At 67.8% G+C, this 26,234-nt stretch carries 23 protein-coding genes; 17 read left to right on the top strand and 6 right to left on the bottom strand.

Annotated features, from left to right (window positions below):
- Window positions 1-786 (top strand): aldehyde dehydrogenase family protein (locus L810_RS26500; RefSeq protein ID WP_042976281.1); only part of this gene is annotated, 786 nt, incomplete at its 5' end.
- A gap of 45 nt (window positions 787-831) precedes the next feature.
- Here L810_RS26500 and L810_RS26495 read toward each other — a convergent pair.
- Window positions 832-3,072, bottom strand: a complete 2,241-nt coding sequence (locus L810_RS26495; RefSeq protein WP_042976279.1) for a TonB-dependent receptor — start codon at window positions 3,070-3,072, stop codon at window positions 832-834.
- A gap of 322 nt (window positions 3,073-3,394) precedes the next feature.
- Between L810_RS26495 and L810_RS26490 the strand changes: the two genes are divergently transcribed.
- Window positions 3,395-4,459 carry an asparaginase gene (locus tag L810_RS26490; protein WP_021161381.1) on the top strand — a complete coding sequence of 355 codons (1,065 nt, stop codon included), beginning with the start codon at window positions 3,395-3,397 and terminating at the stop codon, window positions 4,457-4,459.
- Window positions 4,460-4,559: 100 nt separating this feature from the next.
- Here L810_RS26490 and L810_RS26485 read toward each other — a convergent pair whose 3' ends face one another.
- Window positions 4,560-5,534, bottom strand: a complete 975-nt coding sequence (locus L810_RS26485; RefSeq protein WP_027791264.1) for a LysR family transcriptional regulator — start codon at window positions 5,532-5,534, stop codon at window positions 4,560-4,562.
- Window positions 5,535-5,675: 141 nt separating this feature from the next.
- Between L810_RS26485 and L810_RS26480 the strand changes: the two genes are divergently transcribed.
- Window positions 5,676-7,082 carry an aspartate ammonia-lyase gene (locus L810_RS26480; protein WP_021161379.1) on the top strand — a complete coding sequence of 469 codons (1,407 nt, stop codon included), beginning with the start codon at window positions 5,676-5,678 and terminating at the stop codon, window positions 7,080-7,082.
- A gap of 106 nt (window positions 7,083-7,188) precedes the next feature.
- Window positions 7,189-8,700: an amino acid permease gene (locus tag L810_RS26475; RefSeq protein ID WP_021161377.1), complete on the top strand. Its 1,512-nt coding sequence runs from the start codon at window positions 7,189-7,191 to the stop codon at window positions 8,698-8,700.
- Window positions 8,701-8,750: 50 nt separating this feature from the next.
- On the opposite strand, the gene L810_RS26470 is transcribed toward L810_RS26475, so the two are convergent.
- Window positions 8,751-9,434, bottom strand: a complete 684-nt coding sequence (locus L810_RS26470; RefSeq protein ID WP_021161376.1) for an alpha/beta hydrolase — start codon at window positions 9,432-9,434, stop codon at window positions 8,751-8,753.
- A gap of 272 nt (window positions 9,435-9,706) precedes the next feature.
- Here L810_RS26470 and L810_RS26465 point away from each other — a divergent pair, with 272 nt between their 5' ends.
- From L810_RS26465 to L810_RS26435, 7 genes are all read left to right on the top strand, one after another.
- Entirely contained in the window at window positions 9,707-10,015 is a 309-nt protein-coding gene (locus L810_RS26465; RefSeq protein ID WP_021161374.1) for a DUF485 domain-containing protein, read from the top strand.
- Complete coding sequence (locus L810_RS26460; RefSeq protein ID WP_021161373.1) at window positions 10,012-11,742, top strand: cation acetate symporter; 1,731 nt, start codon at window positions 10,012-10,014, stop codon at window positions 11,740-11,742. Before L810_RS26465 ends, L810_RS26460 begins: the two co-directional genes overlap by 4 nt.
- A gap of 452 nt (window positions 11,743-12,194) precedes the next feature.
- The gene (locus tag L810_RS26455) at window positions 12,195-14,567 is read left to right on the top strand and encodes an MCP four helix bundle domain-containing protein (protein WP_021161372.1); all 2,373 of its coding nucleotides are present in this window, start codon (window positions 12,195-12,197) and stop codon (window positions 14,565-14,567) included.
- A 10-nt stretch (window positions 14,568-14,577) separates the two neighbouring features.
- Complete coding sequence (locus L810_RS26450; RefSeq protein WP_373453106.1) at window positions 14,578-15,318, top strand: methyl-accepting chemotaxis protein; 741 nt, start codon at window positions 14,578-14,580, stop codon at window positions 15,316-15,318.
- The gene (locus L810_RS26445; protein ID WP_021161370.1) at window positions 15,315-15,896 is read left to right on the top strand and encodes a hypothetical protein; all 582 of its coding nucleotides are present in this window, start codon (window positions 15,315-15,317) and stop codon (window positions 15,894-15,896) included. The genes L810_RS26450 and L810_RS26445 overlap by 4 nt, the downstream gene beginning before the upstream one ends.
- 32 nt (window positions 15,897-15,928) lie before the next feature.
- Complete coding sequence (locus L810_RS26440) at window positions 15,929-16,888, top strand: chemotaxis protein CheX (RefSeq protein WP_042976276.1); 960 nt, start codon at window positions 15,929-15,931, stop codon at window positions 16,886-16,888.
- Between the two features lie 35 nt (window positions 16,889-16,923).
- Window positions 16,924-17,289, top strand: coding sequence for a response regulator (locus L810_RS26435; protein WP_011355572.1), 366 nt, complete (start codon window positions 16,924-16,926; stop codon window positions 17,287-17,289).
- A gap of 40 nt (window positions 17,290-17,329) precedes the next feature.
- Here L810_RS26435 and L810_RS26430 read toward each other — a convergent pair whose 3' ends face one another.
- Window positions 17,330-17,860: a DMT family transporter gene (locus L810_RS26430; RefSeq protein ID WP_042976274.1), complete on the bottom strand. Its 531-nt coding sequence runs from the start codon at window positions 17,858-17,860 to the stop codon at window positions 17,330-17,332.
- A 90-nt stretch (window positions 17,861-17,950) separates the two neighbouring features.
- On the opposite strand from L810_RS26430, the gene L810_RS26425 reads away from it, so the two are divergent.
- From L810_RS26425 to L810_RS26410, 4 genes are all read left to right on the top strand, one after another.
- Window positions 17,951-18,856: a LysR family transcriptional regulator gene (locus L810_RS26425; protein WP_042976273.1), complete on the top strand. Its 906-nt coding sequence runs from the start codon at window positions 17,951-17,953 to the stop codon at window positions 18,854-18,856.
- 139 nt (window positions 18,857-18,995) lie between these two features.
- Entirely contained in the window at window positions 18,996-19,583 is a 588-nt protein-coding gene (locus L810_RS26420; RefSeq protein ID WP_021161367.1) for a hypothetical protein, read from the top strand.
- A gap of 91 nt (window positions 19,584-19,674) precedes the next feature.
- Window positions 19,675-20,040 carry a DUF3592 domain-containing protein gene (locus L810_RS26415; RefSeq protein ID WP_441294014.1) on the top strand — a complete coding sequence of 122 codons (366 nt, stop codon included), beginning with the start codon at window positions 19,675-19,677 and terminating at the stop codon, window positions 20,038-20,040.
- A gap of 149 nt (window positions 20,041-20,189) precedes the next feature.
- On the top strand, window positions 20,190-20,984 hold the full coding sequence (locus tag L810_RS26410) for an enoyl-CoA hydratase (protein ID WP_042976285.1): 795 nt from the start codon (window positions 20,190-20,192) through the stop codon (window positions 20,982-20,984).
- Window positions 20,985-21,135: 151 nt separating this feature from the next.
- Here L810_RS26410 and alr read toward each other — a convergent pair whose 3' ends face one another.
- Entirely contained in the window at window positions 21,136-22,257 is a 1,122-nt protein-coding gene (alr, locus tag L810_RS26405; RefSeq protein ID WP_021161364.1) for an alanine racemase, read from the bottom strand.
- 301 nt (window positions 22,258-22,558) lie between these two features.
- On the opposite strand from alr, the gene L810_RS26400 reads away from it, so the two are divergent.
- The gene (locus L810_RS26400; protein WP_021161362.1) at window positions 22,559-22,930 is read left to right on the top strand and encodes an MAPEG family protein; all 372 of its coding nucleotides are present in this window, start codon (window positions 22,559-22,561) and stop codon (window positions 22,928-22,930) included.
- Window positions 22,931-22,977: 47 nt separating this feature from the next.
- Here L810_RS26400 and L810_RS26395 read toward each other — a convergent pair whose 3' ends face one another.
- On the bottom strand, window positions 22,978-23,937 hold the full coding sequence (locus L810_RS26395) for a LysR family transcriptional regulator (RefSeq protein WP_042976269.1): 960 nt from the start codon (window positions 23,935-23,937) through the stop codon (window positions 22,978-22,980).
- 119 nt (window positions 23,938-24,056) lie between these two features.
- Between L810_RS26395 and L810_RS26390 the strand changes: the two genes are divergently transcribed.
- Window positions 24,057-26,234 (top strand): ATP-binding cassette domain-containing protein (locus L810_RS26390; protein ID WP_042976283.1); only part of this gene is annotated, 2,178 nt, incomplete at its 3' end.

Raw genomic sequence — 26,234 nt, 5'->3', positions numbered from 1 at the left:
GAGCTGATCACGAACCCGGCGATCGACCTCATCACGTTCACGGGCGGCGTGTCGATCGGCAAGTCGATCGCGGCGCGGATGGGCTACCGGCGCGCGGTGCTCGAACTCGGCGGCAACGATCCGATCATCGTGATGGAAGACGCCGATCTCGACGAAGCGAGCACGCTCGCGGTGTCGGGTTCGTACAGGAACTCGGGGCAGCGCTGCACCGCGATCAAGCGGATGCTCGTGCACGAGTCGGTGGCCGATCGCTTCACCGGGCTGGTCGTCGAAAAAACGCGTGCGTGGTCGTACGGCAATCCGGCCGATCCGTCGGTGGACATGGGCACGGTGATCGACGAAGCGGCCGCGAAGTTCTGCGAGCAACAGGTGAACGACGCGATCGCGCGTGGGGCGCGCCTGCTGGTCGGCAACGTGCGCGACGGCGCGCTGTATTCGCCGACGGTGATCGATCGCGTGACGCCCGACATGCCGCTCGTGAAATACGAGACGTTCGGGCCCGTGTCGCCGATCATGCGTTTCCGCGACATCGACGAAGCGATCAGGATGTCGAACAGCACCGACTATGCGCTGTCGTCGTCGGTGTGCACGAACCGCTTCGACCACATCACGCGCTTCATCACCGAGCTGGAAGTCGGCAGCGTGAACGTGCGCGAAGTGCCGGGCTACCGGCTCGAACTGACGCCGTTCGGCGGCGTGAAGGATTCGGGGCTGGGGTACAAGGAGGGCGTGCAGGAAGCGATGAAGAGCTTCACGAACGTGAAGACGTATTCGCTGCCGTGGTGAGCGCGGCGAGGAGGGGCTTACCACGCCCCCCTGCCGCCAACCGCGTTACTGATAGAAGTTGAGCGTGACCATCGCCGAACGGCCCGGCGCCCAGGTCGCGTAGATCGGGTACGCGCTCGCGTAATATTTCTTGTCGAACAGGTTCTGCACGTTCAGCTGGACGTCCATCGTCTTGTTCACGCGCCAGGTGGCGGCCGCGTCGAAGCGCGCGTAGCCGGGCGTCCATTTCTTCGTCGTCGCGGATACCGACGCATAGGTCTGGCTCATCACCGTCGCACCGGCGCCGAGCGTGAGCTTCGGCATCACGTCGTAGCTCGTCCACAGCGTGAAGTTGTGCTTCGGCACCATCACCATCGGCAGGCCCGATGCGCCCGGGCTGCCGGGGCCCGCGTCGGTCGTGATCGCGTTCAGGTACGAGTAGCCGCCGAACACGTGCCACTTCGGCGTCATGTTGCCCGCGAAGCCGAATTCGAAACCGCGCACGCGCTGCTTGCCCGCGTTGACCGTGTGACCGAGGCCGTCGCTCACGCGCGCGTTGGTCTTCTCGGTCTGGAACAGCGCCGACGTCAGCGACAGTTGATCCCGCAGCACGTCCCACTTCGCGCCGATCTCGATGTTGCGCGAGCGCTCCGGCGCGAGGTCCTGGTTCGTCGCGGTGATCTGGTCGGTGCCACCGCCGAGGCCGCCGTTCGACCCCGGCGGGTTCGACGACGTGCCGTACGACGCATACAGGCTCACGTTGCTCACCGGCTTGAACACGAGGCCGAACTGGTAGCTGAACAGGTTCGACGTGTTCGACAGGTCGGCGACGCCGGCCTGCTTGCCGGTCGTGTCGTAGCGGTCGAAGCGCAGCCCCGTGTTGAACTGCCAGCGCTCGGACAGTTTCACGGTATCGAAGATGTACGCCGACACGGTGTCGGTGCGCGTGTTCGTCGTCGCGCCGGGGAAGCCCTTGTCGCCGTTCAGCACGATGCTGCCGGTCCACGGCATGTTCGGGTTCCAGCCGCCCGCGAGCGGCGTGCAGTTGCCGGCCACCGAGCACGGGCCGCCCGAGCGGATGTTGTGGCCGGCCGAATCCGACACGAGGTAGCCCTCGTAGCGCGCCTGTTCATGGCTGAACTCGACGCCGGCCGTCATCGTGTGCTTCATGCCGAACAGGCTCGCGCTGCCGGTCACCTCGGTCTGGTTCGAGAAGCCGTTGAGCGCGTACTTGCCGCTCTTTGCCTGCAGGCTCAGCATGTTCGGGTTCGACGCGAGGATCTGCGGGTTCGTCGCGACGTAATCGAGCGTCGAGCGGCCGAACATCGTCGTGTTCTTCAGCTTCCAGTCGTCGTTGAGCTTGTGCTCGACGCGCACTTCGGCGGTGTCGGTCTGCCCGTAGCGGTAGTCGCGCGTGTTCAACCCGAAGAACTGCCCGCGATCGGTCGGCACCGGCGTGCCGCCCGACGCGCGGAACGGCACGCTGAAGTCCGGCATGTCGTACGAGTTCATGTGGTAATAGCTGACCGTGACCGTGGTCGGCGTGTTCAGCCCGAACACGATCGACGGCGCGATACCCCAGCGCTTGTTGTACACGTCGTTGCGGCCGGCCTGGTTCGCGTCGTGACCCATCACGTTCAGGCGCACGGCCGTCGTGTCGTTGATCTTGCGGTTCACGTCGACCGTCGCGCGCTTGTAGCCGTCGGTGCCGAAGCCGATGCTGCTGTTGATGAAGTCGTCGTTCTTCGGTGTCTTCGTGACGATGTCGATGCTGCCGCCCACCGAGCCGCGGCCCGCGTAGACCGAATCGGGGCCCTTGATCACGCTGATCTGCTCGACCGCGAACGTTTCGCGGTTCTGCAGCCCCGAGTCGCGCATCCCGTCGACGAAGATCGAGTTGCGCGATTCGAAGCCGCGGATCACCGGGCGGTCGGCCGACGGGTTCGCGGCCGCATCGCCGCCGAGGAACGTGATGCCCGGTACCGAGCGCAGCGCGTCCGCGAACGACGTGACGTTCTTTTCCTTGATCAGTTGCTCGGGGATCACCGTGACCGAGCGCGGCGTATCGAGCAGCGGCGCGGTGAACTTGTACGACGGCGATTGCTTCACCTGCATGTCCGACGGCGCGGACGACTGGATCGTGATCGTCGGCAGCGTCGCCTGCACGTCGGCCGACGGGGCCGGCTGGTCGGCGGCGGGCGCGGGAGAGGGTACCGTTTCGGCGGAAGCGAGCAGCGGGGTCAGGAAAACGGAGCAGGTCAGCGCCGACACGAGGGCGCGAGGCCTCGTCTTGAACTGGGCGGGCATATCGAGAGGCAGCAGAAGGTTCGGTGAGCGGGCGCGTCTTCTCGATGCAGGCCGGGCAGTGCGGAACATCGGAAAACGTCAATGTAAATGCGTATGATTCGCGTTTGCGATCGCAATTGTACGGATTGGTACCAATTCTGTAAACGATTGAATGGTTTTTGTACTAATTCGGTCAGGTCTTCGTGGGGGCGTGATCGCCTTTGCGTCATATGCAACACCGCTTTCCATGGCCGGGCCGGCGCGTGGCGCGGCGACTCGCTACACTGCCGTACCGGTTGGATGGGCCCCGGCAAGCAGGCCCCGAGCATGGAGACAACACACGATGGACACCCAACGCGCAGCAGTCGTCACGTACCGCGGCAAGGCGATCGAGAACACGCACGTCGCCGATGTGGCGGTGGTCGATGCACGCGGCCGGCTGCTGGCCCGGTTCGGCAATCCGTTCCGGATGACGCTCGCGCGGTCGGCGGCGAAGCCGGCCCAGGCGCTGTCGGTGATCGAGACGGGTGCGCCCGAGCGCTTCGGCTTCGACGATGCGGACATCGCGCTGATGTGCGCGTCGCACAGCAGCGAGGACCGGCATATCGAACGCACGCGCGCGATGCTCGCAAAAGTCGCCGCGCAGGAATCGGACTTGCGTTGCGGCGGCCATCCGCCGTTGTCCGACGCGGTGTACCGTGCGTGGATCAAGCGCGACTACACGCCGACCGGCGTATGCAGCAACTGTTCGGGCAAGCATGTCGGGATGCTGGCCGGCGCGCAGGCGATCGGCGCCGCGATCGCCGATTACCATCTGCCCGAGCATCCGATGCAGGTGCGCGTGAAACAGGTGATGGCCGATGCGTGCGGGCTGCGCGACGACGAAGTGGGCTGGGCGATCGACGGGTGCAACCTGCCGACGCCGGCGTTTCCGCTGGACCGGCTGGCGCGCCTGTACGCATCGCTGGCCGACGGGGCGGATACGGTGGAGGCGGGCGGTGACGCAATCAGCGATCGCGTGCGCGCGCTGGCGCGCATTCATCGTGCGATGACCGCGTATCCGGAGCTGGTGGCCGGCGACGGGCGCTATTGCACGGTGCTGATGAAGGCGTTCGACGGGCAGGTGGTCGGCAAGCTCGGCGCCGATGCGTGCTACGGGATCGGCGTGCGTGCGTCGGCGCGCACGCGGCAGCTGGGCGCCGATGGCGCGCTCGGCATCTCGGTGAAGATCGAGGACGGCAATCTCGACGTGCTCTACATGGTCGTCAGCGAGCTCCTCGAGCGGCTGCAGATCGGCACGGCCGGGCAGCGCGCGCAACTGGCCGCTTTCCATCGGCCGCCGATGCGCAACACGCAGGGCGTCGAGATCGGGCACGCCACGTTCCCGTTCGAATTGCAGCCGGCCTGACCGGCGCGGATGCGCCGCTGCCGCCGGCCCGCACCCCGGGCCGGGCGCGGCGGCGGCGCATGCCTGCCGGCCGGCGCGGGCATGAACGCGGGCGCAGGTGCTACGTGCGCGCGCCGCGAATCTTCCCCAGCTCCAGCGCCGACAGCTCGCCGATGTGCGCGAGGTGTTCCGCGAGAAAGTCCTTCAGGACGCGCAGCTTCGCCGAGCTGCGCCGGTTCGCCAGATACGCGATGTAGATGTATTCGCCCGTCAGCCGGTTCAGCAGCCGGTAGCGCGGCAGCACGGCTTCGAGCCGCCCGCTCGCGAGCAGGTCGCGCACCAGCCAGATCTCGAACTCCGCGATGCCGAGCCCCGCGCAGGTCGCTTCGAGCAGCAGCTCCGAATGGTCGGTGACGAGGTTGCCGGCCGGCAGCAGGCTGTGATGCGCGTCGCCGTTCACGAGCTCCCAGCGCGGATCGCCTTCGGGGTGCACGTAGCGCAGGCAGTTGTGTTGCTTGAGATCGTCCGGCGTGGACGGGCGCCCGCAGCGGTCGAGATAGCCGGGCGTCGCGCACAGGATGCTGTCGTTGCGCGACAGGCGGTGGACGACGAGGTTGTCCAGGTAGTTCTCGCCTTCGTGAATGTCGAGGTCGAAGCCGCCGGCCACGAGGTCGTTGTGGTTGTCGGTGAGCCGCACGTCGAGCTGGATCGTCGGGTAGCGCGCGAGAAACGGCGCGACCAGCGGGGCGAGATGGCGGCGGCCGAACGCAACCGGCGCGGTGAGCTTCAGCGGGCCGCTCGGCTGCGCATTCAGCTCGGCGACGACACGCAGCGTGTCGTCGAGATCGGCGATCAGCGTGACGGCGCGTTCCAGGTAGATATGGCCGGCCTCGGTCAGCGTGACGCTGTGCGTCGAGCGGTGCAGCAGCGCGACGCCGAGTGCCTCCTCGATCGCCGTGACCTTGCGCGCGACCGTCGACGTCGACACGTGCATCTCCTTCGCGACCGCCGAAAAACTCCCTGTTTCGACCACTCTCACGAACGCGCGCATCGCGCCCATGTGATCGATGCCGGTTTCTCTCGCGCCTTTTTTCATTCGATTCTCGCTGTTGCGTCCCACGCAAAACCGCTTTCGATAATACATAAGCGAGCTTGTTTTTGCAAAGGCATAGAATGCGAACCCGTCGCGTCGGGAAGCGGAGAACGGCGAGCGGTACGAGACATCCAGGAGGGCACGATGACAGAAAACGGCTTCCGCGTCGAAGCGGATCTTTTAGGCAAACGAAGTATTCCGGACGACGCGTATTACGGCGTCCATACGCTGCGCGCGAAAGAGAACTTCGACATTTCGGGCCGCACCATCGCGTCGCTGCCGTACCTCGTGATGGCGCTCGCCGCCGTGAAGGAGGCCGCGGCCGACGCGAACTGCGAGCTCGGGCTGCTGCCGCGACCGTACCGCGATGCGATCGCCGCCGCGTGCGTCGAGATCCGCGAAGGGCGCCTGCACGACCAGTTCGTCGTCGACGTGATCCAGGGCGGGGCCGGCACGTCGACCAACATGAACGCGAACGAGGTGATCTGCAACCGTGCGCTCGAACTCATGGGGCACGCGCGCGGGCAGTACGAATACCTGCATCCGAACGAACACGTCAATCTCGCGCAGAGCACCAACGACGTCTATCCGACCGCGATCCGCGTCGCGACCTGCTTCGCGCTCGAGCACCTGCTCGAAGCGATGGCGCGCCTGCGCGATGCGTTCGCGGAGCGGGCCGACGCGTTCGCCGGCCTGCTGAAGCTCGGCCGCACGCAATTGCAGGACGCTGTGCCGATGACGCTCGGCCAGGAATTCTCGACCTACGCGGTGATGCTGACGGAAGACATTGCACGCCTGCAGGAAGCCGGCTGGCTGATTCGCGAGATCAACCTCGGCGCGACCGCGATCGGCACGGGCATCACCGCGCATCCGCAGTACGCGGAGAAGGCGCTGGCGGCGCTGCGGCGCATTACCGGGCTCGACCTGAGCACCGCGCCGAACCTGATCGAGGCGACCCAGGATTGCGGCGCGTTCGTGCAGGTCTCGGGCGTGCTCAAGCGGATCGCCGTGAAGCTGTCGAAGATCTGCAACGACCTGCGGCTGCTGTCGAGCGGCCCGCGGGCGGGGTTCGGCGAGATCAACCTGCCGCCGGTGCAGGCCGGCTCGTCGATCATGCCCGGCAAGGTGAATCCGGTGATCCCGGAAGTCGTCAACCAGGTCGCGTTCGAGGTGTTCGGCAACGACCTGACCGTGACCTTCGCCGCCGAGGCCGGGCAGCTTCAGCTCAACGCGTTCGAGCCGGTGATCGCCAGCGCGCTGTTCCGCAGCTTCAGCCACCTGACGGCCGCCTGCACGACGCTGGCGCAGCGCTGCGTGAGCGGGATCACCGCGAACCCCGAGCGGCTGCGCGAAACGATGGAGCGCTCGGTCGCACTCGCGACCGCGCTGAATCCGTACATCGGCTACAAGCGCGCGACCGCCGTCGCAGCCGAAGCGCACGCAACCGGCAAGTCGATTCGCGAGGTCGTACTCGAGCGCGAGTGGATGACCGATGCACAGGTAGACGAAGCGCTTCGGCCCGAAGCGCTGATCCGGCCGCGCGTGCTTTGACGCCGGCTGAAGGCCGCCGGCGCGCGCGTCGAGCGCCCGGCGGGCCGCCATTTCATCAGCGCCCCCGCGCGGGGCGCGACACATCAAGAAACTACGGAGACTCACGATGAACCACAGCAGCGAGCGCCCGGCCGGTCCGGCCGGCGGCGCGGATTCCCGTCATGCCGATCCCGACGCGATGTTCGCGTCGCACGAGGCCGGTTACGCGAAGCAGTTGAAGCCGCGGCACGTGCAGATGATCGCGATGGGCGGTGCGATCGGCACCGGCCTCTTTCTCGGTGCGGGTGGACGCCTGCAGAGCGCGGGGCCCGCGCTCGCGCTCGTGTATCTCGTCTGCGGCGTGTTCGCCTTCCTGATCATGCGCGCGCTCGGCGAGCTCGTGATGCACCGGCCGACCAGCGGCAGCTTCGTGTCGTACGCGCGGGAGTTCATGGGCGAGCGGGCATCGTTCGTCGCGGGCTGGATGTACTACCTGAACTGGGCGACGACCGGTATCGTCGACATCACGGCGGTCGCGATCTACATGAAGTACTGGGCCGTGTTCACGGACGTGCCGCAGTGGGTGTTCGCGCTCGGTGCGCTCGGGATCGTGTCGGTGATGAACATGATCGGCGTGAAGGTGTTCGGCGAGATGGAGTTCTGGTTCTCGCTCGTCAAGGTGGGGACGCTCGCGGTGTTCCTCGCGGTCGGCGCGGTGTTTCTCGCGAGCGGCCATCCGGTTGCCGGGCAGATGCCGGGGCTTCACCTGGTCGCGGATCACGGCGGGATCTTTCCGCACGGCCTCCTGCCGGCGGTGCTGATCGTGCAGGGCGTCGTGTTCGCGTACGCGAGCATCGAGCTCGTCGGCGTCGCGGCGGGCGAGACCGCCGATGCGCGCAAGGTGCTGCCGAAGGCGATCAACAGCGTGATGTGGCGCATTGCGCTGTTCTATGTCGGCTCCGTCGTGCTGTTGACGATGCTGCTGCCGTGGACGGCATACAGCTCGCACGAAAGCCCGTTCGTGACGTTCTTCAGCAAGCTCGGCGTGCCGTACGTCGGCACCGTGATGAACGTCGTGGTGCTGACCGCCGCGCTGTCGAGCCTGAACTCCGGCCTCTATTCGACCGGGCGCGTGCTGCGCTCGCTCGCGATGGGCGGATCGGCGCCGCGCTTCGTGTCGCGGATGAACGCACGCGGCGTGCCGTACGGCGGGATCCTGATCACGGTCGCGATCAACGCGATCGGCGTGCCGTTGAACTACATCGTGCCGGCGCAGGCGTTCGAGATCGTGCTGAACATGGCGTCGCTCGGGATCATCACGACCTGGGGCTTCATCGTCATGTGCCAGATCCTGTTCCGCCGCGCGGTCGATCGCGGCGAGCTGAAGGCCGTGTCGTTCCGGATGCCCGGCGCGCCGTTCACGTCGTGGCTCACGCTGGCCTTCCTCGTCGGCGTGCTGGTGCTGATGGCGTTCGACTATCCGGGCGGCACGTGGACCATCGCGATGATTCCGGTCGTCGTGCTCGCACTCGTGGTGGGCTGGAAGCTGGCGAAGCGCGGTGCCGCGCGAGAGCAGGCGGCGAATGCGCGTACGTCCGTGGCCACGGGCGCCGTCGCCGATCCGGTACAGGGTGCCTGACGGTACTCGCCGGGCGCGCCGGCCCGTTCGCGGCCGGCGTACCGGCGCAGTCAGTTCAAGCCGGCGCGTTCACCGACCCATCGGCTGAAGTCGCCGGCCATTTCCTCGGTCAGTTCGTGACCGGCGTCGTACAGCCGCGTATCGTGCGCGACACCGAGCGACGTGAGTTTCGCGTCGGCGGTGCCGGCCCACGCGACGGGCAGCTTGTCGTCGAAGCGGCCGTGCACGATCAGCGCATGGAGCGGGCGAAGCGCATCGCGCGGCGCGATCAGCGGATCGATTTCGGGCAGGATGCGCCCGCACAGCACCGCGAAGGCGGCGACATCGTCCGGCGACGTGAGGCCGACGCCCGCGCTCATGATGCCGCCCTGGCTGAAGCCGGCGATCACGGTCGGCAATGCGGAAGCCGCGCCGTCGCGGGCGCGGAAGGCACGCAGCAGCGTGATCAGCTGAATGCGGCTTTCGTCCGCGCGGGCCGCGTCGATTTCGGGGCCGTTCGGGCCGAAGCGCACCGGAAACCATGCGTGCTGGCCAGGCCCGAACGTGAGCGGGGCGCGCAGGAACGCGATCTCGATCCGAGGATCGATGATGCCGGCCAGGTTCAGCAGGTTGGTTTCGTTGCCGCCGACGCCATGCAGCAGCAACAGGCGGGCAACGGGGCGGCCGGCGGCCGGGCGCAGCCGGTATTGGAGGCCCGACTCGGGATCGGTGGTCAGCGGCAGGACGTCGGTCATTGCGTGAATCCGGAAGGGGAACGATGCGACAGTCTAGAGCGTACGGGCGGGCGGGTGAATCGTCGGCGAGCGATTGATTGTTTCCTGACGGGAATGAATTCGGTGCATCGAGCCTGCCGCTCATGCGCAGGCGATGCCGCCACCACGCCCGAACCCGCTAGGGAAAACCATAGTGCCCGGAATGCCCCGCACGCAAGATCGAGTAAGCACGCAGTCAGCTTCGCTATTCAGAATCGCCGAACTCATTCAAAAAGCAAACCAGGAGACAGGCGATGCATGATGGGTTGGTGAAAAAAATCGAAGCGCATCCGAAGTATGCGCAGCTCAAGCGACGGCGCAATACGCTCGGCATCTGCCTGACCGTGCTGATGCTGATCGTCTACTACGGCTACATCGCACTGATCGCATTCGACAAGTCGTTTCTCGCGAAGCCCGTGAGCACCGGCGTGACGAGTGTCGGCGTGCCGATCGGCATGGCGGTGATCGTGTTCACCGTCGTCATCACCGGCATCTACGTGCGCCGCGCCAACAACGAATACGACCAACTGACGCAGGACATCCTGCAGGATGTCGCCCGATGAACAAGACACTTTCGACGATGCTGGTCGCGCTGCTGGCCGCGGGCGCGTGCGGCGTGGCCGTCGCGGGCGGCGGCGATGTCGGGCAGACCGCCAAGCAGGCGACCAACACCACGGCCATCGTCCTGTTCGCGCTGTTCGTGGCAGGGACGTTGTGGATCACCAAGTGGGCGGCTTCCCGCACGCGTTCCGCCGCGGATTTCTATACGGCCGGCGGCGGCATCACCGGGTTCCAGAACGGGCTGGCGATTTCGGGCGACTACATGTCGGCCGCCTCCTTCCTCGGCATTTCCGCCGCGGTGATGACGTCGGGTTACGACGGCCTGATCTATTCGATCGGCTTTCTGGTCGGCTGGCCGGTCATCACGTTCCTGATGGCCGAGCGGCTGCGCAACCTCGGCAAGTTCACCTTCGCCGACGTCGCGGGCTACCGCTTCGAGCAGGGGCCGATCCGCAGCTTCGCCGCGGTCGGCACGCTGGTGGTGGTGGCGTTCTACCTGATCGCGCAGATGGTGGGCGCGGGGCAGCTCATCAAGCTGCTGTTCGGTCTCGACTACTGGGTGGCCGTCGTGATCGTCGGCGCGCTGATGATGGTCTACGTGCTGTTCGGCGGCATGACCGCGACCACCTGGGTGCAGATCATCAAGGCATGCATGCTGCTCGCGGGCGTGACATTCATGGCGATCATGGTGCTCGCGCAGTACGGCTTCAGCCCGGAGGCGCTGTTCGCCCATGCCGTGGAGGTCAAGACCGCGATTGCGGCGAACGCGGGCAAGTCGCCGGACGACGCGACCCGTATCGGGCTGTCGGTCATGTCGCCGGGCGGGTTCATCAAGGATCCGGTCTCGGCCATCTCGTTCGGCATGGCGCTGATGTTCGGTACCGCCGGCCTGCCGCACATCCTGATGCGCTTCTTCACGGTGCCGGATGCGAAGGAAGCGCGCAAGTCGGTGTTCTGGGCCACCACCTGGATCGGCTATTTCTACGTGCTGATCTTCATCATCGGTTTCGGCGCGATCACGCTGGTGCTGACCAATCCCGAGCTGTCCGACGTGGCCAAGGGCGTGATCAAGGGCGGCGCGGGCACGGCCAACATGGCCGCGGTGCTGGTGGCCAAGACGGTGGGCGGCGACGTGTTCTACGGCTTCATCTCGGCCGTGGCCTTCGCGACGATCCTGGCGGTGGTCGCCGGGCTCACGCTGTCCGGCGCGTCCGCGGTGTCGCACGATCTCTACGCGACCGTCTTCAAGAACGGCAAGGCCGACAGTGCCGACGAACTGAAGGTGTCGCGCATCACGACGCTGGTGCTCGGCGTGATCGCCGTGCTGCTGGGCATCGCGTTCGAGAAGCAGAACGTCGCGTTCATGGTGTCGCTGGCCTTTGCCGTGGCGGCGTCGGCCAACTTCCCGGTGCTGTTCCTGTCGATGATGTGGAAGGGCTGCACCACGCGCGGCGCGGTCATCGGCGGGTTCCTGGGGCTGGCATCGTCGGTGGGGCTGACCATCGTGTCGCCGTCGGTGTGGGAGGCAACGCTTGGTTATCCGAAGGGTTCGGCGTGGTTCCCGTACACGTCGCCCGCGCTGTTCTCGATGACCATCGGCTTCGTGGGCGTGTGGCTGTTCTCGGTACTTGACTCGAGCGCGCGCGCACGGTCGGAAAAGGGCGCGTTCGCCGCGCAGCAGGTGCGCTCGGAAACGGGCCTGGGGGCGACCCGCGCCAGCAGCCACTGACCGGCCGCCGGTCACGCCCGCCCGGGGGCCGACGATGCCGTTCATCGCATCGTCGGCCCCGGGGCGGGCGGTATCGTTTTCACCCGTCCGTCCAATGATTCACCGGCAATAAAAAATCGCGCATTCAACCGGATTCGCCGATAATTCGCAAACGTTTTACGAAATCCATTTAGCGGTCAATTCGCGGATCGAATAAATAAAAACAAAATATCCGAATCCCGGATTTGCGGTCGCGCAGGCGCGCCGGCAGAAGCCTTGAGGCACAAGGTTAACGGCAGATCCCGGCAATACTTTAGGGTTCTTTCGCCACAATTATTCATTGCATTTTTATCAATGAACGATTGATTTCCGGTCATCGGAGCGTCATACACCATCCCCGATAATTCGGCGCTCACATTCTTTCAATAGACCAAACGGCGGTCGAAGCCGGATCGCCGCGGGGAGCTGGACTCATGACCATCCGTCACCGCATTACGCTGCTAGTCGTCCTGACGTTCTTCGCGCTGTCCGCGATCGGCATCTATGCCGTGTACCAGACGCGCAAGAGCGCGTCGGAGGTGCGTCAGGTCACCCAGGGCATCGTGCCGAGCGCGCTCGCGTCGGCCGATCTCGTCGCCGATGTGAAGAACATCCAGATCGCGACGATGACGCTCGTCTACGCGCCCGACGCGAATACCGCCGCCCAGGCGCGCGACGAGCTGAAGGCGAAGCAGGCCGCGCTGCGCGCCGCACTCGACGTGCAGGCGAAGTCGGCGGTCGGCCAGGCGCAGGTCGGGCTCGTGTCGCAGGCGAAGGACAGCGCCGCGAACTATTTCGCGGCGATCGACGATACCGTGAAGATGAAGGCCGACGGCAAGTCGGAGATGGCGCAGGCGTACCTGTTCGCGAACGTCGCGCAGTATCGCGACGAACTCGAAAGCATCGTCGACACGCTGCGCGTCGAGAAGAACCGCCAGAAGGACGTCGCGATCAGCGCGCTGAACGGGATGCTCTCGACGACGGCGACCGCGATCGCGGGCGTCGCCGGCACGGTGATCGTGCTGCTGACCGCGCTCGGCTTGCTGCTGTATCGCCAGATCACGCGCCCGCTGATCGGGATGCAGACGGCGATGAGCGAGATCGCGGCGAGCCAGGATTTCACGCGCCGCGTGCCGGTGGGCCGGATGGACGAAATCGGCCATTCGATCGTCGCGTTCAACGGGATGATCGAGAAGATCCAGGAGAACGCCGCGCAGCTCAAGCAGAAGACGGCCGACATCCAGGCGATGCTGCAGAACATGCAGCAGGGGATCCTGACCGTCGTCGAAGGCGGCGTCGTGCATGCCGAGTATTCGGCGTACCTCGAGACCATCTTCGAGACGAACGACATCGCCGGCCGCGACCTGATGGCGCTCGTGTTCGACGATTCGGCGATCGGCGCCGACGCGCGTTCGCAGGTCGACGCGGCCGTGCATGCGTGCCTCGGCGAAGACAGCATGAACTTCGAGTTCAACGAGCACCTGCTGGTGAATGAAGTCGCGAAGCGGATGCCGGACGGCCGCGAGAAGTGGCTCGACCTGAGCTGGTCGGCGATCACCGACGAGACCGACACGGTGGTGCGCCTGATGCTGTGCGTGCGCGACGTGACCGAGATCCGCGAGCTGACCGCGCAGGCCGGCGAGCAGCAGCGCCGCCTCGAGATGATCGGCGAGATCCTGTCGATCAGCCAGGACAAGTTCCACGACTTCGTGCACAGCGCGAAGGGTTTCCTCAGCGAGAACGAGCGGATGATCCGCCAGCACGAGCGCGCCGATCACTCGATCGTCGCGGCGCTGTTCCGCAACATGCACACGATCAAGGGCAATGCACGCACGTACAGCCTCCAGCACCTGACGAACATCGTCCACGAAGCGGAGCAGGCGTACGACTCGCTGCGCCGCGCGGACGGCGGCCCCGAGTGGAACCGCGACGCGCTGATGGACGACCTCGCGCGCGTGCGCGAGGCCGTCGAGCACTACGCGACGATCAACGCGGTCACGTTGGGCCGCAGCGGTGACGCGGTGCACGGCGGCGCCGACTTCCTGATGGTCGAGCGCGCGCACATCAGCGAGAGCCTGCGCGTGCTCGACGGCGCCGATCCGGCGAACGCGGCCGACTGGCACGCGGCGCGCGATGCCGTACGCCGCATGCTGAGCCAGCTCGGCACGCAGGGGATCGGCGATGCGCTCGGCGGCGTGATCGAGTCGCTGCCGTCGCTCGCGGCCGAACTCGGCAAGCCGGCGCCCGTCGTGCATATCGACAGCCACGGCCAGCGCGTGCGCAGCGAAATCGTCGCGACGCTGAAGAACGTGTTCATGCACCTGCTGCGCAACGCGATCGACCACGGGATCGAATCGTCCGACGAACGCCGCGCGGCGGGCAAGGCGGCATCCGGCACGATCGACATCGCGGTCGGTGTGGGCGGCGGCGAGCTGTGGTTCGTGCTGAGCGACGACGGCCGCGGCCTCGCGCTCGACCGGATTCGCGGCATCGCGCGCGAGCGGGGCTGGATCGATGCCGACCACGACGCGGCGCTGTCCGACGACGCGGTGGCCGAGCTGATCTTCCGCCCGGGTTTCTCGACCGCGAGTGCCGTGACCGAAGTGTCGGGGCGCGGCGTCGGCATGGACGCGGTGCGCAACTTCCTGAAGCGCGACGGTGGCGATATCGCGCTGCGCTTCACCGACGATCGTGTCGGCGCGCCGTATCGTGCGTTCGAAACGATCGTGTCGTTGCCGGCCCGCTTCGCGGCGGACGGTGCCGCTCACGAGCGCGCGCGCAGCGCGGACGTCGGCGCAGTGGAGTGACGACGTGATCGTGCAGGCGTGGATGATCCAGATGGCCGCCGCGCTGGCGGGCGGCGCTGTCGCCGCAGTCGTGGCGGCGATCGGTTTTCGCGTGATGCGCAAGCGGCTCGTTGCGGCGCTGGAGCGCGATGCGCGCACGTTGCGCGATGCGCTCGACGCGGCCAGCGAGCGTGCCGAGCAGGCGGCGGCCGCGCACGCGGAGGCGGCCGACGCATGGGCGCACCGCGAGGCGCAGCTCGAGGATGCGCTGGCACGCGAGACTTCCGCGGCCGGCACGCAGCGTGACGCGCTGCAGGCCATGTCGGCCGATCGCGCCGCGCTGGCGCAGCACGCGCAGAAGATCGCCGACGAAGCCGCGCGCCTGCGCGGGCTCGCCGGCACCTTCGAGCGCTGGCACGAGCAGATGATCTCGCTGACCACGCAGAACCAGGACATGCGCACGAAGAACCAGGAGCTGTCGGCGATCGTCGCGCACGTGTCGATCGTGTCGCTGAACGCGTCGATCGAGGCGGCGCGCGCCGGCACGGCCGGGCGCGGCTTCTCGATCGTCGCGAGCGAGGTGCGCGGGCTGGCCGCGCGCTCGCAGCAGCTGTCGAACAGCTATCGCGACAGCCTGAACCGCAACGATCTCGTGACGGCCGCGACGTTCCAGGACATCCAGGCCGGCGGCAAGATGATCACGGCCGCGCTGGCGACCGTCGAGACGCTGGCCGGGCAACTGCATGCGCGGATCGACGGAGGCGCGGCGTGATCAGCGCGCAGGCGAAAGCCGGTTTCGAGCGGATCTTCTTCGATGCGGCGCGCACGCGGCTCGCATCCGGCGGTGCGTGCGACATCCGGCCGTCCGCCGGCGCGGCACACGACGCGCACGATCACGCACACGTGAAGTTGCGCACGAAGCCGACGGTGCCCGAGCACGTCGCGGCGCTGACGATCTCGGCGCTGCATTTCCGCCTGCTGCTCGCGCTGCGCTTCAGCGACGACGACGCGACGCGCCGCTATTTCGCTGGCGCGACCGCGGGCACCGGCAGCCAGCGGCCGCTGCCCGAAGCGTTCATGGAGGTCGCGAACCTGTGCTGCGGCGCGATCAACCAGGCGCTGACCGCCCCGTTTCCCGACCTGGGGATGTCGACGCCTTATCTGCTGAGCGGATCGAGCATCGATTACCTGGGCGCGCTGTCGCCCGATCACGTGGCCGCTTACGACCTGACGCTCGACGGCGACGTGCGGGTCGGCGCGACGCTGTGCGTATGCGCGAACGCGCCGGTCGATTTCCATGTGCCGGAAACGGCCGTGATGGAAACCGGCGGCGAGCTCGAACTGTTCTGACCGACCCTGACCGACCATTAGGAAACCTTGAGATGACCGTAGACCAACCCGTCAGCAAGGTGCTCGTGCTGGACGACAGTCGCGCGCACGCCGACGCGATCAAGCGTTTCTGCGACGAGCACAACCTGGTCGGCCTGACCGTGCGGCGCAACCGGCTGCTGAAGGTGCTGCGCTCGAACATCGACCTCGGCGCGATCCTGCTGGCCGAGGATTACGGCGGCTCGCCGGCCGAGAGCGCGATCATCGCGACGCAGATCGATGCGCTGCGCCCCGAGCTGCCGATCATCCTGCGCCGCGACTCGCATGCGTCGCGCGACGGGTTGCCGGAGGCGCTCGCGCGTGTTGCGTGCGCGGCCTACGTCGCGGACGACATGACGCCGCTCAAGCGCGCGATCGACGAATACCTGTTCGGCCGCGATTACCCGAACGCGCTCGTGCGCGGCATCTCGGAGATCACCGAGGCGCGCATCGACAGCCTGTTCCCGGGCATGACGATCGAGCACGAAACGCCGTGCATCGTGCGCGACCAGATCATCTTCGGCGAAGTGTTCAGCCTGATCGCGCTCGAAAGTGCGTGGTGCCGCGGCTACATGCTGCTGCAGACGAGCGAGCAGCCGCTGCTCGACATGCTCGGCGGCACGCGCGACGCCGGCCGCGCGCCGGATTTCCGCGACGTGAACAGCGTGCTCGGCGAGCTCACCAATCTCGTGTGGGGCGCGTTCAAGAACCGCTATCTCGGCGACGCCGAGGCGCTGGCACGCCATCCGGTGCAGGTGCCGCTCGTCGTCAATCACAAACAGAAGTTCATCTCGTTCGGCGGCGACTGCCCGCAGCTCTGCTTCAAGTACCGGATGACCGACCCGGCGTCGGGGCGCGCCGTCTGCATCGACCAGCGCTTCGTGTTCAGCCTGAGCTGGTCGCCGGAGGATTTCCGCGAATCGGTGCAGGACGTGGGGCCGATGGTCGAATCGGGTGAACTCGAACTGTTTTGAATGTTGAAGTCGCAACAAGGAAAGGGGAATACAGCATGGCAAAGATTCTGGTGGTCGACGATTCGGGCACGGTGCGCGACGAGGTCGCGGGTTTCCTGCGCAATCACGGGCTCGACGTCGCGACGGCCGTCGACGGCAAGGACGGGCTCGCGAAGCTCAAGGCGACGCCCGGCGTGCGCCTCGTGATCAGCGACGTGAACATGCCGAACATGGACGGCCTGACGATGGTCGAGAAGATCCGCGGCGAACTGGCGAATTCGACGGTCAACGTCGTAATGCTGACGACCGAAAGCAGCCCGGCGATGAAGGAGCGCGGCAAGGCCGCCGGCGTGAAGGGCTGGATCGTGAAGCCGTTCAAGGGCGACGCGGTGCTCGACGCGCTGAAGAAACTCGCGGGCTGACGCACCGGGCGCCGGGGCGCGCCCGCGACCGGTCGCGCATTCAGCGCTGCGGTTCGGGTTGCGCGGTCGCCGTTTCGCCGGTTGCGGCCGGCACGCGTGGCGCGGGCGTCTGCCATTGCACGACGATCATCCCCGCGAAGATCAGCGCGACGCCCGCGACGCGGCCGGGTGTCGCGAGCCGTTGCGCGAGCCCCATCAGCCCGTAGTGGTCGATCAGCAGCGACGCGAGCGTCTGCCCGGCGACGACGCACACGATGAAGGTCGTCGCGCCGAGCCGCGGCGTCAGGATCAGCGCGAGCGTGATGTAGATCACGCCCGCGAGGCCGCCGAGCCACATCCACAGCGGGCGCTGCAGCGCGTCGCCGACGAGCGGCGCGTTCGCGCGGGTGGCCAGCAGCACGGGCAGCACCGCGAGCAGGCTGACCGTCAGCGACGCGACGCTCGCCCACAGCGGGTGGCCGAGCGCGCGCCCGAGCGCGGCGTTGCTGCCGCCTTGCAGCGGCACGAGCGCGCCGGCGGCGAAAGCCGCGGCGGCGAGCGGAAGGGTGGCGAAGGAAAGGGACGTCGTCATCGTGGTCGGTCGCGAAAGGATATTGAAATGAGTGTCGTCCATTAAGATGGCGAATGGAAATTCGTTCTTCGGATGCTTCATATTCCTTTCATGAATAACCTGGCCCGCATCGACCTGAACCTGCTCGTGACGCTTCATGCGCTGCTGAGCGAAAGGCACATCTCGCGCACCGCCGTCCGGCTGCACCGCAGCCAGCCGGCCGTGAGCCACGCGCTCGCGCGGCTGCGCGAGATCTTCGGCGATCCGCTGCTCGTGCGTCGCGCGGGCCGGCTCGAGCTGACCGCGCGCGCGAACGAACTCGTCGAGCCGCTGAACGACGTCCTCGGCCGGCTCGGTGCGCTGATCGAGCCGCCCGCGTTCGACCCGTCCGCGGCCACGCGCGTCTTTCGCATCGCGATGTCCGACTACGGCGCGCGGATCGTGCTGCCGGCGCTCGTGAAGACGCTGCGTGCCGACGCGCCGGGCATCGAGCTGATCGTGTCGCAGGCCACGCGCGAGGCGATGCGGATGCAGTTGATGGACGGCGAGATCGACCTCGCGCTCGGCGTGCTGCCCGCGTTGCAGCACGACCTGCATGCGCAGCCGCTGTTCGTCGAATCGTTCGCGTGCGTGGCCGACACGGGCCGCCTGCCGCGCCGCGGCGAACTCGCGCTCGACGCGTGGCTCGCGCGGCCGCATGCGCTGGTCGCGATGCGCGACGGGATGGACAACGAAGTCGATCGCGCGCTCGCGCGGCTGCGCCGCGAGCGGCACATCGCGGTGATCCTGCCGTTCTGGGGCGTCGCGAACGACCTGATCGCCGGCACCGACCTCGTGCTGACCGTCGCGCGACGCAATCTCGACCGCGTGCGCGACGATGCGCGCCTGCGCGTGTTCGAGCCGCCGTTCCCGATCGACTCGTTCGAGTTCGCGCAGCACTGGCATGAACGCCGGCACGGCGACGCCGCGCATATCTGGCTGCGGCAGACGATCGCGCGAGTGGCGGGCGGCGGGTAGTCGCGCGGCGCGGCTGGCCGCGTGCGCAATTTACAGCGTGCCGCGATGTCCGTATCCTGCGGGTGCCGAGGGCGGCGTGCCTGCGCGACATGCGCGGCACGCCCGGCATCCACAACAATCAGGAACGGGACACTTTCCCATGAAACACAAAATCGCTCGGGCTGCGCTCGTGCGCGGCGCATGCGTGACGCTGGCGGCTGCGCTGGCAGGCGGGTGCGCCGGTACCGCGCAGCAGAATGCACAACAGGCTGCCGCCGTCGGCAGCGGTTCGTCGTATACGTGCTACCCCACGCAGTCCGATGGACAGGTGACGGCCGGCAAGGGCGCGAACGGGTGTTATTTCGTGCTGCACGATCCCGCGACGAAACAGCCGCTGCCGAACACGCACTATGCGTTTGCGCTGTACACGAGCGCGGCCCAGGACAACCAGGAACTCGAAGTCGAAGGCACCACCGACGCGCAGGGGCGCACGGCCTACGTGCGTTCCGCCGCGCCGATCGACGCGGCGCGCATGGTGCTCGTCCGCACGATCGGCGACGGCCCGATGGGGCGCATCCCGGTGCTGGTCCGGCCGACGGACGGCAAGCGCGTTCCGTTCGCGAAGTACAAGGTCATCGGCTGCAACGGTCCGTACGAAGGCACGACCGACGAAACGGGGCGCGGCGTGATGTACCGCTGCAAGACGCAGTCGAAGATCGACGTGTCGTTCTACTCGTCGCGCCCGTAAGGTGAGCGGCCGGGTGTCCGGCGCCGCCGCCGCGCCGCAGACGGAGACGCTGATCGCGAAGGGCGTCGTGTTTACCGTCGTGGGCACGTGCATGCTGATCGCCGTCGCGCTGTACGCGCAGTCGACGCGTGAATTCCTGCGGACCTCGGTCGTCGTGCCGGGGCGCGTCATCAGGCTGAACGCGGGTCCGCATCATCCGGAGATCGCGTTCACGACGCTCGCGGGCGAGCAGGTCGAATACGCGCAGGGCGGCCGTGTCAGCGTGCAGGACGGTGCGGCGGTCGAGGTGCGCTACGCGCCCGACGCGCCCAGGATGACCGCGCAGATGAATACGTTCGGTGCGATCTGGGGCGCCGTACTGGCCCTCGGCGGGATGGGCGTGGTCTTTTTCGTCGGCGGCGTCGTTCAACTGCGCTCGGGCGTGCGCGCGTGGCGCAGCGGGCGCAAGCGCGCGTGAGGGCCTGAGCGTTCGAGCCCGCTGCGCCGCAACTGGACGCCGCACGGAATGTGGAGGACGATTTCAACACCGTGCCGTGAACGTGCATGCATCGCCGCCGCGCGTTCACGTCGTGTCGAATCCTGCCGAACCCCGTCGAGCGAATCATCATGGAATCCGATCAAGAGACTGCCGGGCCGATCCTGTTGCGCGACGCGCACGACGGCGTCGTCACGCTGCGACTGAATCGCCCGCAGCAATTCAACGCGTTATCCGAGGCGATGCTCGCGAGCCTGCACGATGCGTTCGATACGCTGGCGGCCGATCCGCACGTGCGCTGCGTCGTGCTGGCCGCCGAAGGCCGGGCGTTCTGCGCGGGCCACGACCTGCGGCAGATGCGCGGCACACCCGAGCTCGATTACTACCGCACGCTGTTCGCGCAGTGCAGCCGCGTGATGCTCGCGATGCGCGCGTTGCCGGTGCCGGTGATCGCACGCGTGCACGGCATCGCGACGGCGGCCGGCTGCCAGCTCGTCGCCGCGTGCGATCTGGCCATCGCGGCCGATACCGCGCGCTTCGCGGTGTCGGGCATCAACGTCGGGCTGTTCTGTTCGACGCCGGCCGTTGCGTTGAGCCGCAACGTCACGGCGAAGCGCGCGTTCGACATGCTCGTGACCGGGCGTTTCGTCGATGCGGCGACGGCCGCCGCGTGGGGGCTCGTCAACGAGGCCGTGCCCGAGGACGCGCTCGACGCGGCCGTCGCACGCAAGGTCGCCGAGATCGTCGCGAAGAGCCCGGCCGCGGTGCGCTACGGCAAGCAGATGTTCTATCGCCAGCGCGAGCTGCCGCTCGACGAAGCCTATGCGTATGCGGGCGACGTGATGGCGCGCAACATGATGGAAGAGGATGCGGGCGAGGGGATCGACGCGTTCCTCGAGAAGCGCAAGCCGACGTGGCGTTCGTAGTGCGACGTCGAAGGCCGGCGAACGGCGCGGAAGGGCTGTAACCCGGGCCTGTCCCGTACACCGGAAAACAAACGGGCTGCCCGAGGCAGCCCGCAACCGAAGCGGCACTTGCAGCGTAGCGCGCGGCCGCGCGCCGCCGCAGCGACCCGTGTCAGCGCCCGTAGCTTCCGGTCCGCAGCGCCGGCTGTTCGCTCGACGCACCGGGCGGCACGATCACGACCGGCACGCGGCGCGCGAGCGCGCACATCAGCTCGTAGCCGATCGTGCCGCTGGCTTCCGCCACGTCGTCCACCTTCACCTGGTCGCCCCACAGCTCGACGCTCGACCCGATGCCCGCGTCCGCGCACGGCGTCAGGTCGACGGTCAGCATGTCCATCGACACGCGGCCGACGACGCGCGTCACCACGCCGTCCACCGCGATCGGCGTGCCGGTCGGCGCGTGGCGCGGATAGCCGTCCGCATAACCGCACGCGACGACGCCGATCCGCATCGGCCGGTCGGCCGTGAAGCGGCGGCCGTAGCCGACGGTTTCTTCCGGCGCGAGCGTCTGCACGCCGATGATCTTGCTCGTCAGCGTCATCGCGGGCATCAGCGGCGTGTCGGCGATATCCCGCGACACACCCGTCGGCGACGCACCGTACAGGATCGTGCCGGGCCGCACCCAGTCGCGGTGCGCGTGCGGATGCCACAGCACCGCCGCCGAGTTCGACGTCGAGCGCTCGCCGGGAATCCCCGCCGTGGCCGCATCGAACCGTTCGAGCTGCCAGTCGGCCTGGCCTTCGTCGGCGTTCGCGAAATGCATCATCAGCGTGATCTTGCCGATCGACGGCGCGCCGGCCGCGCGCTCCCACGCCGCGCGGAAAACGTCGGGCCGGTAGCCGAGGCGGTTCATCCCGGAGTTCATCTTGAGCTGGATGTCGATCGGCTGCCGCGGCTTTGCCGCGATCAGCAGGTCGAGCTGTTCGTCGCAGTGCACCGACACCGTCAGCCGATGACGGTCGGCCAGCTCGACGTCGGCCGGCTCGAAGATCCCTTCGAGCAGCAGCACGGGCTTGTCCCAGCCGAGCTCGCGCACGCGCACGGCTTCGTCGAGGTCGAGCAGCGCGATGCCGTCGGCGGCGGCGAGGCCCGGATAGATCCGCTCGATGCCGTGGCCGTATGCGTCGGCCTTGACGACGGCCCACACGCGCGATTGCGGGGCGGTGCGGCGGATGAAGTCGAGGTTGTGGCGGATGGCGTCGGGGCGGATATGGGCGACGATGGGACGGGGCATGGCGATGTCTCGGATCGGATGTCGTTGGGCGCGCGCGGCGGCGTGGGTCTGGCAGTCCGGCGCGAAAACACGCCGGGCCAGTGTTGAGCGCTATCTTATTGGTGTTCGACCAGTTTTAATTAACGTATTTGTCGACGATTTGGTGGAAATTTTTGTGTTCGTCCTGGCTGGGCCCAGCTGTCGACAGGCCGCGCAGCCGAGTCTCCCGTCTAGAAAACCGGTGCGCGAACGGCATGACGCAATGCTAAGCTCTCGGCGATCTTGTCATTGATCAATGTAACGATAAAGGAGGAGACTTTTGATGACGACGTCCCAGCTGTGCCTGTTCATCGTCGCGCTGTTACCGTTCACGATGACGTTTCTCGCGAAGGCCCGCAAGGGTTACGACAACCGCGCGCCGCGCGACTACCTGGCGAAGCTCGAAGGCTGGCGCGCGCGGGCGCAGGCCGCGCACCAGAACGCATGGGAGGCGCTCGCGCTGTTCACGGCCGCGCTGGTGGTGGCATGGCACAACGGCGCGAACGTGCATCGCGTCGACCAGCTCGCGATGGCGTTCGTCGCGATCCGGATCGTCTACACGCTGATGTACCTGCTGAACTGGGCGTCGCTGCGTTCGCTCGTGTGGTTCGGCGGGATGGCGTGCGTGGTCGCGTTGTTCTTCGCTGCGCCGTAGGCGCCGGCAGGCAAGGCGAGGCGAGGCCGGCTTCGTGTGCGGGCCCGTCAGGCGCCGCCCGCGCCGCGCGCGTGACTGTCGTTGGATGCGGGCGCAACGATCTTCGCGAGCGTGGCGGGTGGCGCGGCTTCGGTTTCGGCTTCGCGACGCAGGAACGCGATCAACGGATCGAGCAGCCGGTGCCGCGCGGACGGGTTGCGACGCAGCACGAAGCGCCATGACGCATCGCGTGCGAGGCCCGGCACCAGCGGCACCAGGCGCCCGCTGCGCAGTTCGGGCTCGATCAGCGGCACGCGGCCGAGCGCGATGCCCGCGCCGCCGACCGCCGCGCCGATCACCTGGCTGAAACTGCTGTAACGGACGATCTTCGTCTCGAAGTCGTCCGGCAAGCCGAATTCCGATGCCCAGTTGTGCCAGTCGATCTCGGGGCTGTTCTCGTGCATCTCCTGCAGCAGCCGCGAGCGGCACACGTGCCCCGATGCGTACGGAAACAGCTCGGGGCTGCACACCGGGAACACCGTCTCCCGGATCAGCACGTCGTCGTCGTCCCGCAGCCGGTGCGCGGGCACGTGCACGATCGCCAGATCGACGCCGCTGCGCGCGAAATCCGGTTCGTCGTCGAGCACGACGGCGTGCAGCGGCGTGTCGGGATGAAGCGACGAGAATTCCGCGAGGCGGCGTGCGAGCCACATTGCCGAAAACGGCGCGTTGGCGGAGACGGTGAGCCGTTGCGCGGTGCCGCGAATCTCGGCGCAGGCATCGGTGAGGCGCGACAGCGCATCGCTGACGGCCGGCAGCAGGCGCTCGCCGGCGGGCGTGAGACCGATGCCGCCGAGCCCCGTGCTGCGTTCGAGCAGCCGCGCGCCGAGCGATTCCTCGAGCGCGCGAATCTGGTGGCTGACCGCGCTCGTCGACACGTTCAGCTCGACCGCCGCGCGCGCGAACCCGCCGAGGCGGACGGCCGCCTCGAAAGCCCGCAACGCGCTGAGGGGAGGGAGGTGCGACATGCCGGGTATTGTAGTTGACTCAACACCCGTTGAAAAATCATCTTTTGCCGCGCGCAGGCGGCGCGGGTAGCCTCGATCCGGTCAAGAAAAAATGCAACCAGACACTACCGGAGGGCTTCATGTATTTCGACCGACGACTATGGGCAATGATGGCGGGACTGCGCTGGCGGGTCGCCGCGGCCGTCGCGCTCGGACTGCTCGCGATGGGTGTCGGGATCCTGCGCTTCGTGTTCCTCGGCCGCGTGCTGGCGCTGGTCTTTTCCGGCGCGCCGGCGCGCAGCATCGGCGAAGCCGTCGTTGCAACGGCGGCCTGCGTGTTGCTGCGCGCGTGGCTCGACCATCGCCGCACGGTGCTCGCGCAGCACACGGCCGGGCGCGTGCAGGCCACGCTGCGCGCGCGGCTGTTCGACCGGATCGCGGCGCTCGGCCCCGCATGGTTCAGCGGTGAACGCACGGGCGGCGTGATGCTGGCCGTCGTCGACGGCGTCGAGCAGCTGCAGACCTTTTTCGGCACCTACCTGCCGCAACTCGTGATCGCCGCCTGCGCGCCGGTGATGATCTTCGCGGTGCTCGCGTGGTGGGACGTGCCGACGGCCGCCATCCTGCTGGTCGCGGCGCTCGTCACGCTGGCGCTGCCGCAACTCGTGCATCGTGCCGACAAGCGCGCGGCGCTCGCGCGCTCGGCCGCGTTCAAGGCGTTCGGCGAGGAGTTTCTCGACGCGGTGCAAGGCCTGCCGACGCTGAAGGCATTCGGGCAAGGCACGGCGTTCGGCGCGAAGCTGGCCGCGAAGGCGCGCGCGCTGTCCGACAGCACGTTCTGGGTGCTCGCGCTCGGCCTGCTGACGCGGCTCTTCACCGATCTCGGCACCGGCCTCGGCGCGGCCGCCGCGATCGCGGTCGGCGCGTGGCGCGTGCGGCACGGCGACATGAGCCTCGAGGCGCTGCTGATCGTGCTGATGGCCGGCAGCGAGATCTTCCGGCCGCTGCGCGACCTGCGTTCGGTATTGCATCAGGGGATGATCGGCCAGTCGGCGGCGAATGCGATCCACGCGCTGCTCGATGCGCGGAGCCACACGCCTTCCGCCGATGCGCCGCGCGTGCAGGGCCTGCGGCCGGAGATCGCATTCGACGCCGTCAGCTTCGCGTATCCGGGGCGTCGCGCCGACGCGCATGCGGCGCTGAGCTTCTCGGTTCGCGAAGGCGAGACGGTCGCCATCGTCGGGCCGAGCGGCGCGGGCAAATCGACCATCGTGCGCCTGCTGCTGCGCCAGCACGATGCGCAGGGCGGCGCGGTCCGCATCGGCGGCCGCGACGTGCGGACGCTCGATGCCGGCCAGGTGCGCGAGATGATCGCGGTCGTCGCGCAGGATGCGACGCTGTTCGACGGCAGCGTCGCCGACAACCTGCGGCTCGGCCGCCCCGACGCGAGCGACGCGGACATGATCGCCGCCGCGCGTGCGGCCAACGCGCACGATTTCATCTCGGCGCTGCCGGACGGTTATGCGACGCGCATCGGCGAACGCGGGCTCATGCTGTCGGGCGGCCAGCGCCAGCGCCTCGCGATTGCCCGCGCGCTGCTGCGCGACGCACCGATCCTGCTGCTCGACGAGGCGCTGTCGTCGGTCGACGCGGAGAACGAAGCGTTGATCCAGCAGGCACTCGACCGGCTCACGCGCGGGCGGACCACGCTCGTGCTCGCGCACCGGCTGTCCAGCGTGATCGGCGCCGACCGCATCCTGGTGCTCGACCAGGGGCAGGTGGTCGACGAGGGCACGCACGCGGCGCTGATCGCGCGTGACGGCCCGTATCGCCGCCTGATGGGGCCGCAACTGGAGGCGGTCGCCGAATCGGCCGGCGTGGCGACGACGGCCGGCGCGACCGCGCGTGCGTCGTCCGGCCCGCAGGTGCGGCCGCTGAACGACGATGCGGCGGAGATCGGCTGGCCGGAAACGCTGCGGACGCTGCTGCGGTTCGTGCGGCCGTGGACGGGCAAGGTCGTGCTGACGGTGCTGTTCGGGATCGGCCGCGTGCTCGCGTTCATCGGCGTCGGCGTGATCGGCGCGCTGGTGGTCGGTGCGGTACCGGGCGGCCATGTGAGCCCGGCGCTCGTCACGGCACTGCTCGTGATCGCGCCGGTGGCGGCCGTGCTGCACTGGCTCGAATCGTGGCTCGCGCACGACATGGCGTACCGGCTGCTCGCGGAAATGCGCATCGCGCTGTTCGCGACGCTCGAACGCCTCGCACCGGCCGGGCTGCTGCGCCGCCGTTCCGGCGATCTCGTGTCGCTCGCGACGCAG

The organism is Burkholderia sp. AU4i (assembly GCF_000466765.1).
Taxonomy (GTDB): Bacteria; Pseudomonadota; Gammaproteobacteria; order Burkholderiales; family Burkholderiaceae; genus Burkholderia; species Burkholderia cepacia.
Note: the sequence above shows the minus strand (reverse complement) of the source record. Positions and strands in the feature narration are given on the sequence as shown.